The sequence below is a fragment of the Sorangium sp. So ce295 genome, assembly GCF_051527405.1.
GTDB classification, from domain to species: domain Bacteria; phylum Myxococcota_A; class Polyangia; order Polyangiales; family Polyangiaceae; genus Sorangium; species Sorangium cellulosum_B.
The window spans coordinates 3,572,757-3,584,063 of the sequence record NZ_CP150324.1; the positions used below are offsets into that span (position 1 = coordinate 3,572,757).

The 11,307-nt window shown below is 72.1% G+C and carries 9 protein-coding genes; 8 read left to right on the plus strand and 1 reads right to left on the minus strand.

Annotation, left to right across the window (positions count from 1 at the left end):
• Positions 1-44 precede the first annotated feature (44 nt).
• The 3 genes from WMF11_RS13730 (at position 45) to WMF11_RS13740 (ending at position 3,314) form a co-directional block, all read left to right on the plus strand.
• Entirely contained in the window at positions 45-413 is a 369-nt protein-coding gene (locus WMF11_RS13730) for a hypothetical protein (protein ID WP_012235084.1), read from the plus strand.
• Positions 414-642: 229 nt separating this feature from the next.
• On the plus strand, positions 643-2,586 hold the full coding sequence (gene speA / locus WMF11_RS13735) for a biosynthetic arginine decarboxylase (RefSeq protein WP_437908858.1): 1,944 nt from the start codon (positions 643-645) through the stop codon (positions 2,584-2,586).
• Positions 2,583-3,314 (plus strand): heme exporter protein CcmB, encoded by a 732-nt coding sequence (locus WMF11_RS13740; RefSeq protein WP_437552289.1) that lies wholly within the window; start codon positions 2,583-2,585, stop codon positions 3,312-3,314. The genes speA and WMF11_RS13740 overlap by 4 nt, the downstream gene beginning before the upstream one ends.
• Before the next feature lie 40 nt (positions 3,315-3,354).
• Here WMF11_RS13740 and WMF11_RS13745 read toward each other — a convergent pair whose 3' ends face one another.
• Positions 3,355-4,629, minus strand: a complete 1,275-nt coding sequence (locus WMF11_RS13745) for a (2Fe-2S)-binding protein (RefSeq protein WP_437977787.1) — start codon at positions 4,627-4,629, stop codon at positions 3,355-3,357.
• Between the two features lie 284 nt (positions 4,630-4,913).
• Here WMF11_RS13745 and WMF11_RS13750 point away from each other — a divergent pair, with 284 nt between their 5' ends.
• The 5 genes from WMF11_RS13750 (at position 4,914) to WMF11_RS13770 (ending at position 11,265) form a co-directional block, all read left to right on the plus strand.
• Positions 4,914-5,531, plus strand: coding sequence for a hypothetical protein (locus WMF11_RS13750; protein ID WP_231864811.1), 618 nt, complete (start codon positions 4,914-4,916; stop codon positions 5,529-5,531).
• The gene (nadD, locus tag WMF11_RS13755; protein ID WP_437977788.1) at positions 5,515-6,177 is read left to right on the plus strand and encodes a nicotinate (nicotinamide) nucleotide adenylyltransferase; all 663 of its coding nucleotides are present in this window, start codon (positions 5,515-5,517) and stop codon (positions 6,175-6,177) included. Before WMF11_RS13750 ends, nadD begins: the two co-directional genes overlap by 17 nt.
• Positions 6,174-7,052 carry a DUF2520 domain-containing protein gene (locus WMF11_RS13760; RefSeq protein ID WP_437552293.1) on the plus strand — a complete coding sequence of 293 codons (879 nt, stop codon included), beginning with the start codon at positions 6,174-6,176 and terminating at the stop codon, positions 7,050-7,052. Before nadD ends, WMF11_RS13760 begins: the two co-directional genes overlap by 4 nt.
• 96 nt (positions 7,053-7,148) lie before the next feature.
• Positions 7,149-10,886 carry a sigma 54-interacting transcriptional regulator gene (locus WMF11_RS13765; RefSeq protein ID WP_437977789.1) on the plus strand — a complete coding sequence of 1,246 codons (3,738 nt, stop codon included), beginning with the start codon at positions 7,149-7,151 and terminating at the stop codon, positions 10,884-10,886.
• Between the two features lie 4 nt (positions 10,887-10,890).
• Positions 10,891-11,265: a hypothetical protein gene (locus tag WMF11_RS13770; RefSeq protein ID WP_437552295.1), complete on the plus strand. Its 375-nt coding sequence runs from the start codon at positions 10,891-10,893 to the stop codon at positions 11,263-11,265.
• Positions 11,266-11,307 lie beyond the last annotated feature (42 nt).

Consider the following 11,307-nt stretch of genomic DNA (forward strand, 5'->3'; position numbering starts at 1 on the left):
CGCATGTCCGGCGCAGGCCTCGCCTGCCCGTGGGAGTCTCAGCAATGGCCAGCAAAAATCCGCTTGCGATCGTGAAGGAGCGCTTCGGCGACAAGGCGAAGCTCGTCGAGGCCGTGAAAGGGTTCGCGACCGAGGACCTCTGGCTCGGGCGCGTCAGCTCCGATCGGGGCGGCACGAAGGGCCTGGATCACGTCTCGAACGCCAAGCTCCTCCGCCTCCACGCGACGTTCAGCGTTGTAAAGGAGAAGTTCGGGACGCGGGCGAAGCTCATCGACGAGACGTTGACCGTCCTGAACCGGTCGAAGGACCAGGGGTACAGGAAGCGCCTCGAGGCGTACCCCGTCCCGCGCCTCTACGACCTTTACCAGTCGGCCTCGAAGCGGGCGAAGGCGGCCTCGAAGGCCCAGGCCTGAGCGCGCGCTGCTCGGAGCCCCCCTCCCGCCGGTTGTGACCGGGCTGCCTGCCCTTGAAGGTCAGGCGTTCCTATCGTAATGAGCCGCGTCGCCAGCGCGCGGCGTCCAGCCGTCCTGCGTCGGACCGACGATCTGACGTCCCCCTGATGAGCCAGAAGCCCCCTCGTGGGGGCACTCCCAGAGAAGGTGTGGGCGCCGCCGGCCGCGGCCCCCGCCAAGGAGAACGACCGTGAGCAGCGCGCACGAGACCGAGACCGACGTCTGGACGACCGAAGACGCCAAGTCGCTCTACATGATCGACCGCTGGGGTCGTGGCTACTTCGACGTGAGCCCGGACGGCAACCTCACGGTCGCGCCGCTCCAGGAGCGCGGCAGCAAGATCGCGATCCGCGACGTCGTCGACGCGGCGCTCGAGCAAGGGCTCCGCACGCCGCTGCTCATCCGCTTCCAGGATCTCCTCCATCACCGGGTGCGGGCGCTCAACGAGGCCTTCAACAGGGCGATCGCCGAGAGCAAGTTCCGCGGGACCTACCGCGGCGTGTTCCCGATCAAGGTGAACCAGCTCCGGGAGGTCGTGGAGGAGATCCTCGACGCGGGAAAGACCTACCACTACGGCGTCGAGGTCGGCTCCAAGCCCGAGGTGTTCGCCGGCCTGTCGGTCCATACCGACCCCGAGTCGCTGATCGTCTGCAACGGCTACAAGGACGACAACTTCATCCGCACGGCGCTGATCGGGCGCAAGCTCGGCAAGAAGGTGATCCTCATCGCGGAGAAGCTCTCCGAGGTGCGGATGATCACCCGCGTCGCCAAGGAGATGAACGTCGAGCCGATGATCGGGCTCCGGGTGCGGCTGCTGACCGAGGGGGCGGGCAAGTGGAAGACCTCGGGCGGAGAGAACGCGAAGTTCGGGCTCTCCACCGCCGAGATCCTCGCGGCGATCAGGATCATGGACGAGGCGGGCATGAGCTCCTCGTTCAAGCTCCTCCACTTCCATATCGGCTCGCAGGTGCCGGACATCCTGATCATCAAGCGCGCCGTGCGCGAGGCGACGCGCTACTACGCCAAGCTCCGCAAGATGGGGCAGCGCATCGAGTACATCGACGTCGGCGGCGGGCTCGCCATCGACTACGACGGCTCGCGCTCGACCTTCCACTCCTCGATGAACTACTCGGTCGAGGAGTACGCGCGCGACATCGTGCACAACATCGCCGACATCTGCGACGAGGAGCGGGTGCCTCACCCCAACATCGTCTCCGAGTCCGGGCGAGCGATCGTCGCGCACCACTCGGTGCTGGTCGTCCAGGCGTTCGGCTCGATCGAGAAGACGCCGATGTCGCCGATCGACATCCAGACCGAGGAGCACAAGCTCATCCAGAACCTCCTCTACATCAAGGACAACATCTCCGGGCCGAACCTCGGCGAGTCGTGGCACGACCTGCTCCAGATCAAGGAGGAGGCGCAGAAGATGTTCGAGCTCGGCCTCCTCAACCTCGACGTGAAGGCCCGGGTCGAGATCCTCTTCTGGGAGATCGCCGAGGGCATGCAGAAGATCGCGTCGTCGCTCGAGCCGGAGGAGGTGCCGGACGATCTCGGCGAGCTCCGCAAGCAGCTCGCCGACCAGTACATCTGCAACTTCTCGGTGTTCCAGTCGCTGCTCGATCACTGGGCGCTCGGCGCGCTCTTCCCGATCGTGCCGATCCACCGGCTGAACGAGCGCCCCGCGGCGGACAGCACGCTCGTCGACATCACCTGCGACTCCGACGGCAAGGTGAGCAAGTTCATCGATCTCAACGACGTGAAGGACACGCTCCCGCTGCACCCGATCTCGGGCGACCAGCCGTACTACGTCGGCATCTTCCTGACCGGCGCGTACCAGGACATCATGGGCGACATCCACAACCTCTTCGGCCGGGTCAACGAGGTGCACGTCTTCCTCGATGAGGACGAGGAGAGCGGGTACTACATCGAGGAGACGATCGCCGGGAACAAGATCCACGAGGTGCTGGCGCTGACCCAGTACGACAACCGCGATCTCGTGGGGAAGGTGAAGGCCCAGGTGGACGGCGCGATCAAGCAGGACCTGCTCAAGCCGACCGAGGGCATGCGGCTCCTCGCCGACTACGAGCGGGGGCTCAAGGACCAGACGTACCTGAGCCTCACCTCCGCGCCGTGATCTCGGAGAGCACGGCGCCCACGGTCCGCGCGTCGCTCCCCCGGCGCCGGCCCGGCTGGGCGCGCCAGGCGGCGCTCGTCGCGCGGAAGGATCTCGCGATCGAGCTCGCCACGGGCGAGATCGTCACCACGAGCGGGTTCTTCGCGGTGCTCGTCGCCGTGATCGCGTCGCTCGCGTTCTACGCGGGCCAGGACGCGGCCGAGCGGGTCGCGCCCGGGGTCATCTGGGTGAGCGTGGCGTTCGCGTCGGTGCTCGCGCTGAGCCGCACGTGGCAGCGGGAGCGCGAGGACGGCGCGCTCTCGGGCCTGCTCGTGCTGCCCATCGCGAGGAGCGCGCTCTTCGCCGGCAAGGCGCTCGGGCTCTGCGCGTTCGTGATCGCGGTCGAGGTGATCATCATCCCGGTCGCGGCGCTCCTCTTCGCGGTGGATCTCGTGAAGACGGGCCCGGGGCTCGCGCTCTTCTGCCTCGCGGCGACGCCGGGCATCGCCGCGAGCGGCACCCTCTTCGGGGCCATGACCGTGCGCACCCGCGCCCGCGACCTCGTGCTCGCGAGCGTGCTCTTCCCGCTGCTCGCGCCCACCTTGCTCGCCGCGGTCGCGGGGACGCGGGAGCTCTTCGGCGGCGCGTCGATCGGCGAGCTCACCGACTACATCGCGCTCATGGGCGTGTTCGACGTCGTGTTCCTCGCGGGCGGGCTCGGCCTCTTCGATCTGATCATCGAGGGCTGAGCCGCCGCGCGGGTCGATCTCGACGCGCGCGCCCGCGGGCTCACGCGGGCGCGCCGCGCGCCGCGAGCACGTCGTCGGCGAGGATCGTCGCCGCCCGCTCGATGCCGGCGAGATCGAGCGAGGCGCCGGTGCACTCGCCGATCGCCCACAGGCCGTCGCCCGCCTTGCAGCGCGCGTCGACCTGCACCGCGTACCCCGCGCGCGGGTCGATCTCGACGCGCGCGCCCGCCTGCGCGGCGACCTCGAACGCGGGCGCGGCCGGCGCGTCCACCGCGACGGCCACGACCCGGACGTCGCTCGTCGGGCTGTCGGGGGCGAACGGCGCGTCGCGCACCGTCACGCTCTTCACCTGCGAGATCCCGTTCACCGCGGCGAGCGCGGCGAGCGGGATCCGGACCGCGATGCGGTCGCCGAGGGCGCTCGCGAGCTCGTCGGCCCAGAGGCCCTCGCCCGCGAGAGCGACGGGGCCGGTCGGCTCGACGCCGCACGCGAGGAGCCGGCAGAACGCGCGCGCCGAGAAGACCCCGGGCAGATCGTTGTTCGGAAACGCCGCGACGCCGTCGTGCGCCCCGGTGGCGAAGACCTTGGCGGGCGCCCTGATCACGGTCGCGCCCGCGTCGCCGGCGACCAGGAGCTCGCCGAGGTAGACGCCGGCGGCCACGTGACGGCGGAGCACGCGGACGCCGTCGAGCGGGTATCGCGCGAGGAGCTCCGCCGCGCGGCGCGGCGCGCCGGCGAGCGATCCGCCGGGGGCGAGCCCGTCGTCGACAAGCGCCACGCGGAGGCCGCGCGCCGAGAGCGCCGACGCGGCCGCCACGCCCGCGGGCCCGGCGCCGATCACGGCCGCGTCCACGTCGAGCCGCGCGGCGCGCTCGGGGGGGAGCGCCGCGCTCGGCAGCTGCCCGAGCCCCGCCAGCTTGCGCGCGATCGACTGCATGACCCCGGACAGGCCGGGGACGCCGGCCATCAGGTGGTGGTGGTCGATCCCCTGCGGGAAGAACCAGTCGGTCACCTGGAGCAGGTCGGCCTGCCGCGAGCCCACGACGTTCTGCACCTCGATGCGCTCTCCACCGGCCGCCGGTCGCAGGCAGGTCATGACGTTGGGCACGCCATCGACCCGCGCGAGGCAGCCGTCGCAGCCTCCGCGCAGGCAGGTCGGCGCCCTGGGACGGTGCAGCTTCGGGCTCCGCGCGAGCGTCACGCGCCCGGAGGCGATCAGCGCCACGGCCAGGGGCTCGCCCCGCTCCGCCGGGACGTCCGCCCCGTCGAGGGTGATGGTGACCGGGTGCTGGAGCGCGCGAGCTCGCCGAAACATGGGCGGACGCTAGCAGACGCGCGCCGCGCCGGCAGAGGAGGGCGCGGGAGCAAGCAGGAGGAGAGAGACGGAGAGAGGCCGGAGCAGGGAAAGACAGACGAGCGCCGGCGGCAGGAGCCCGATGCGCGGAGGCGCCCAATCACGGGAGGCGCGGGAGGCGCGGGAGGCGCGGGAATCATGGGAGGCAATGGGACGCAATGGGGGGAGCCGAGGCGAGGGAAGCCCAGAGCGGGCGGAGTGGAGAAGGTGTCCTCACCTTCGCGCGGTGATCTATGCTGTCTCCGATGCGCCTCGGCGTCCTCGGCCCTGCTCAGGGTGATCTGCCCGCGCTCGCTCGCGGCGCGCAGCACCTGCTCGACGAAGGCCACGCCGAGCGGGTCATCTACGTCGCCGAGGACGACGCGCTCGACCGGGTCGTCGTGGGCTGGGCGCAGCGCCTGGTCGGCGCGGACCCCACCGAGGGCGCGCTGTTCGATCGGGCCGCTCGGTGCGCGGCCGCGACCCCGGACCAGATCGACGCCTTCGTGGCGTCCGAGCGCGCTCGGCTGCGCCTCCGGGTGCTGATGAGCCTGCCGTCCGGCCGGCGCACCATCGAGATCCTGGACGGGCGCGTCGCGCTCTTCGTGTTCGACAAGGCCGCGCTCGACGAGGAGGACATCGTGGCGGCGTCGCTCCTCGTCTTCGGCAAGAGCCCGGAGCCGCTCATCAAGAAGGTCGGCTCGCGGACGTTCTTCTCTCCGGGGCCGATCGGCTCCGACGGCGGCACGGCGCTCCTCGACGACGGGCAGGGCGGCGTGCGGATCGAGGTGATGAACGCGAGCGGCGCGGTGACGGCGCGCGAGATCGTGGGCCCGTCCGCCGCTGGCCCCAGGCTGAGGGTTCAAGGTGGCTCGCACGGTTGATGCGCCCGCCCGCGTCCCGGCTGCGCGCGCGCCCGAGGCGCGCCGCGTCGCCATCTTCGGGGGCAGCTTCAACCCGCCCCACGTCGCGCATGTCCTCGCGGCCACCTACGCGATCTCCATCGCGCCGATCGACGAGGTGCTCGTCGTCCCTGTCTACCGCCACCCCTTCTCGAAGGAGCTCGTGCCGTTCGAGCATCGTCTGGCGATGTGCCACCTCGCGCTCGGGTGGCTCCCGGGCGTGTCGGTGTCGCCCGTCGAGCGCGATCTCGGCGGCGAGAGCCTCACGCTGCGCACGCTGGAGCACCTCGCCGCGGCGCACCTGGACTGGGCGATGCGCCTGCTCGTGGGCGCCGACGTGCTCTCCGATCTACCGAGGTGGCACCGCTTCGACCGCATCGAGCAGCTCGCCCCGCCGATCGTCCTCGGCCGCTCCGGCGTCGTCGCGCCCGCCGCGGAGCGCCTCGATGCGGGGCCGGCCGATGATCGTCCTCACCTGCGCCCCGCGGACGTGGAGCTCCCTAGGATCTCGAGCAGCGACATCCGCCGGGCGCTCGCGGCGGGCGATCTCGAGGCCGTCCACCAGCGCGTGCCGCGCGCCGTGCTGGACTACGTGCTCGCGCACCGCCTTTACGGGAGCGGCCCATGAGCGAGATGGACAGCACGCGCCCGTCGCCGGTGCACCCGGAGGACAACGCCCTCCTGGAGGTGTTCATCTATGGCGGCGGCAAGGTGGGCCGAGGGCTCGCGCGCGCCATTCGCGACGCGGGGCTACGGGTGACCCTTCGGCCGGCGCGGGACGGCCTGCCGTCGGAGCGCATCGAGGCGAACTTCGTGATCCTCGCCGTGCGCGATCGGGATATCGCGCCGTGCGCCGAGGCGCTGCGCGACCGCGGGCTCGTCGGCCACAGGGACGTCGCGGTGGTGCACTGCGCCGGCGCGCTCGGCCCGGAGGCGCTCGCGGCGGCGCGAGGCGGCCGCGTCTCGGTCGCGCAGATGCACCCGATGATCTCGTTCGCCTCGCCCTCGTTCGCGCCCTTCCTCGAGCGTGGCCAGCTCCACATCGACGGCGATCCGACCGCCGTGCGCGCCGCTCGCTCGCTCGGGGTGTGCCTCGGCATGACGCCGCGCACGTTCTCCGGTCTCGACCGCGTCGCCTACCACGCGGCGGCGGGCCTGGTCGCCAACGGCGCTGCCGCGCTCGCCGCCGCCGGCGTCGATCTGCTCGAGCGCGCGGGCATCGATCGGAGGACGGCGGCCGAGATGCTCGGCCCGCTGCTCCGCACGGTCGCGGACAACGTCGAGGTCCTCGGCGTGCCCGACGCGCTGACGGGGCCGGTGCGCCGCGGCGACGCGGTCGGCGTCGCGCGGCACCTCGAGACGCTCTGTCGGCTCGCGCCGCACCTCGTACCTTTCTACGTCGCCGCCGCGGCGACGCAGCTCCCGCTGGCCCGCGCCCTGGGCGAAGCACCTGCGGATGCGTTCGACGCCATCCAGCGGGTCCTGGACGGAACACGGCAATAATACTGTAATTTTCTTATGGTGAGGTAGGCGCCTCATTATATTCAACGGCGGGATCCATTGATGCGAGGTCCGGCGGAGAGGTACGCTTTTGTTGCCTTGGGATCCGTTGCCGCAGCCCGCGTTTCTTCTGTCATCACGAGCGACTCCGGGGGGTTCCGGGCGCTCGATGAGCGCGTCCGTGATGCCGCGTCACGTGGTGTGCTCCACGTCCATGGACAGCGGCCGGTCCTGGACGCCGTTTGTTCGCACCTCGCGCGCCGCGCTCGAGGTGCGGGACGCTCGCTGATCTCGGCCGCGCACGCCGCGGATCGGGATCCCTGGCGCGATCTCGCGCTTCGCTGCGCTGTCACCTCTGCCGATCCGGCCGCGGCCGCGCAGGGCATCAGCGCCGCCGCGCAAGGCGCGATCCTGCTGGTCGCCGAGGGAGAGGCCACCAGCTGGGGGAGCCTGGTGCTGGAGGAGGTCACGCGCCTCATCGCGGAGGGGTCGTGCTCCGCGCTGGTCATCGTGTGCAGCGACGGCGCGATGCGGCCCTGGACGAGCGCGCTCACGATCGACGGCATCGCGTCGCCGGACGATCTGCACCGCTTCTGGGAGGCGTTCGCGGCGGACGCGGAGCGCCGGGTCGTCGCGAAGATCGAGCGGCTCGACGCGCTGGAGGGCTGGTGCTCCGCCGTGCTGGCCGCGCCGCCCGAGCAGCGCCCCGCGCGGCAGCCGCCGAGCCGCGAGGCCGCGCGCCTGCTCGACCGGCTCGCGCTGAGCCAGCGGCCCTGGCCGTGCGCGCAGCTCCGTCAGCTCGCGGCGCGGCGCGCGGAGCCCGGGCCGGGGGAGGCGGCGTGCCAGGGGGTCGCCGAGGAGCTCGCCGCCCTCGGCCTGATCGAGGTCGACGATCGAGGGTGGGTCGCCGCGCGGCGCGCGGTCGTCGACCCGGCCAACGTCGACCGCGAGGATGTGTTCGCGATCGCGGAGGCGCTCGAGGAGCAGTCGTCCGACCCGTGGAGCCTCTCGCGCGCGAGCGAGCTTTTCGCCTCGCTAGGCCAGGACGACCGCGCCGAGGCCGCGGCGATGCTCGCGATCTCCTCGGTCGGCGAGCCGTCGGCGCGCGCCGATTTCTGGCAGCGCTGGGCCCGGACGATGCGGGCGCTCTCCGGCGGGAGCGCCGCGTCGGGCGAGCGGCTGCTCCGCGCGGCGGAGCTCGCGCTCCGGCTCGGCGACATCGAGTTCGCCATCGACTTCTCCTCCGCGGCCCAGCGCGAGCGGGAGACGTTCGCCGCGCTGCTCGTGCGCGGCCGCGCGACGAGCGCGCGCGGCGACCTCACGACCGCCGCGATGGTGCTCTCGCGGGCGCTCTCGCTCGCCGCCACGCCCGAGGAGCGGGCGCGCGGCGCCGTGGAGATGGCGGAGCTCTGCTGCAAGACGGGTGACCTCGCGGCGGCCAAGGCGCGCGCCGAGGAAGGGCTCGCCGGCGCGGGGGAGATCGCGACGCGCCTCCAGGCGCGCAACATCCTCGGCAAGCTGCTGCTCGCGCAGCAGGCCTGGGCCGAGGCGGAGCTGCACTTCGCGGCCGACGCGTGGGAGGCGGCGTGCGCGGGCGAGCACGTGAGCGAGCTGCGCGCCCGGCTGAACCGCGCCATCGCGCTGCTCTCCAGCGGCCGCCTCGACGAGGCGCGCACGATGCTGGCCGGCGTGCTCGAGGAGGGCGAGCGGCGCGGCGAGCGCGCGGCGACCGGCTATGCGCTCACGAACCTCGCGGTCATCGCCCACCTGAAGCACGAGTACCCGGAGGCCTTGCGCCTCTTCGAGCGCGCGATCGAGATCTTCCGGAGGATCGGCGACAAGGTCGCGCTCGTGAACCTCATCACGAACCTCGCCGAGATCCGGCTGCAGCTCGGGCTGATCGAGGAGGCCGAGCAGGCGCTCGCGTTCGCGCGGAAGGCCTGCGGCCACGTCATCCCTGGCGTTCGGATCACGCACGTCGCCTACGTCGCGGCGCAGATCCACCTCGAGTGCCGCCGCACGGTGGACGCCTGGTCCGAGCTCACGGCCGCCTTCGCCTGCGGCGCCGGCTCGAAGCTCGGCGAGTGCTACGCGATCGCCGCCCGCATCGCGCTGCACGACGGCGACCTCCTGCAGGCCGGCCAGATGATCCAGCGGGCGCGCGCCGAGGCGACCTCCGACCGGCACCGCGCCGAGATCGCCCTCCTCGAGGCGATGTGCTCCCGCGCCGCCGGCGCGCCGTTCGGGAAGATCGCCGCGGAGGCGCTCGCGCTGTCGCGCCGGGCCCACAGCCATGAGTGCGCCCTGGAGGCGCACGTGCTCCTGCACCACGCGTCGTCCGCCGGGGACCGCGCGTCGCGCGCCTCCGAGGACGAGCCCTCGGCGGGGCGCTCGCACCTGGAGGCGGCGATCGACCTCCGCGATCGCATCGCCGAGTCGCTCCCGCCCGAGATCTCGCGCAAGTTCCTCGCGCGCCGGAGCTTCGCCGAGCTCGCCCGGCTGGAGGCGTGCGCGCGCAGCGCCGCCGAGGCGGAGCCGAGGGGCTGCGAGCTCTGCGGCTCCAGCGCGTGCGCCGGGTGCGCCAGGGGGGCGGCTCGCGCCCCGAGGCCGGCGAGCGCCGGCCCCGCGATCAAGCGGATGGTCGGGACGACGCCGGCGCTGCTCAGCCTCATCCACCAGATCGAGAAGGTCGGCGCGAGCGACGCGACCGTGTTGATCCACGGCGAGAGCGGCACCGGAAAGGAGCTCGTCGCCGAGGCGATCCACGAGGTGAGCGCGCGGCGCGCGGGCCCGCTGATCAAGGTCAACTGCGCCGCCCTGGTCGAGACGCTGCTGCTCTCGGAGCTGTTCGGCCACGAGAAGGGGTCGTTCACCGGCGCGGCGTCGCGCCGTCGCGGGCGCTTCGAGCTCGCCGAGGGGGGAACGCTCTTCCTCGACGAGATCGGGGACATCTCGCCGCGCACGCAGGTCGCGCTGCTACGCGTCCTGCAGGACAAGACCTTCGAGCGGGTCGGGGGTGTCACGCCGCTGCGCGCGAACGTACGGATCCTCTGCGCGACCCACCGCGACCTGCGTGCGATGGTTGCCCGGGGCGAGTTCCGGGAAGATCTCTATTACCGGCTCCGGCAGGTCGTCCTGGAGGTCCCCGCGCTGCGCCATCGGCCGCGGGATCTGCCCGCGATCGCGGCCGCGATCCTGGAGAGGATCGGCGGCGAGCGTGGCGTGGCGCCGAAGCGCCTGTCCAGCCGGGCCATCGAGGCGCTGTCGCGGCACTCCTGGCCGGGGAACGTGCGCGAGCTCGAGAACGCCCTGCGCGCCGCGGCGATCTTCGCGGACGGCGAGGTGATCGATCTCGAGGATTTCACGACGAACGTCGAAGGGCTGCGGGAGCTCGACGCCGTGGAGCTGGTGAGCGCTCCGATGACGCCGAGGGCTGGCATGCACCCTGCCGTAGACTCGTTGAAAGACTCGTTGAAAGACTCGTTGAAAGAATCGTTGAAAGAATCGTTCAGAGAATCGTCGAGAGAGTCGTCCAGAGACGCGCCCAGAGAGCCGTCCAGCGGGCCACGCGCGTCGGCGCCCGATCAGGCGACGCTGATGGCACATCCCCCGTCGATGCCCGTGGATCGCACGCCGCTGGAGCTCGCGTACGCTCACGTCCGCGGAGGGGTCAGCCTCAGCGACATGAAGCGCGAGATCGAGCGCGAGTGCGTTGCCAGGGCGCTCGACGAAAGTCGTGGGAACATCACGCGCGCCGCCGTGCTCCTGGGCATGAAGCGCCCGCGGCTTTCCCAGCTTGTCAAACAGTATGGCTTTGGCGGGACTTCGGAGGATTGAAGTGATGCGAGGTTGCTGGAGGAGTTGGCTCTCGGGGGGCTTCGCGGCGCCTCTGCTGCTGGCGGGCTGCGCGATCGCGTCCCCTGAGCACGAGGAGCAGAGCGTCGAAGCGTGGAGCGATCTCGACCCGATGATCTCCGAAGAAGCGTCCGGATCGAGCGAGGGCGCCGACGGCGATGTCGTCGTACCCGTCTCCGACTTCGTCACGCCTGCGTCGCTCCCGCCGCGCGACGTCGCGCCGCCGTCCAGCGGTGACGGCGCGCCCACGACGATCGAGGTGCGATCCCAGGAGCGCTGCAACCCGGACCCGCTCCCGTGGAGCCCCAGCAGCGCGGACAGACGCGACGCCACTCCCTCCGAGAGCGACGGGACGCGCTGAGCCGCGCGCCCGGGCGGCCTGAGCGCGTCCGCGCCCCGGCGC

Bases quoted from the DNA above. Each gene is read 5' to 3' on its own strand.
- WMF11_RS13770 (WP_437552295.1), top strand. From the start codon at position 10,891: ATGCGAGGTTGCTGGAGGAGTTGGCTCTCGGGGGGCTTCGCGGCGCCT.
- WMF11_RS13745 (WP_437977787.1), bottom strand. From the start codon at position 4,629: ATGTTTCGGCGAGCTCGCGCGCTCCAGCACCCGGTCACCATCACCCTC.
- WMF11_RS13760 (WP_437552293.1), top strand. From the start codon at position 6,174: ATGAGCGAGATGGACAGCACGCGCCCGTCGCCGGTGCACCCGGAGGAC.
- WMF11_RS13730 (WP_012235084.1), top strand. From the start codon at position 45: ATGGCCAGCAAAAATCCGCTTGCGATCGTGAAGGAGCGCTTCGGCGAC.
- WMF11_RS13750 (WP_231864811.1), top strand. From the start codon at position 4,914: ATGCGCCTCGGCGTCCTCGGCCCTGCTCAGGGTGATCTGCCCGCGCTC.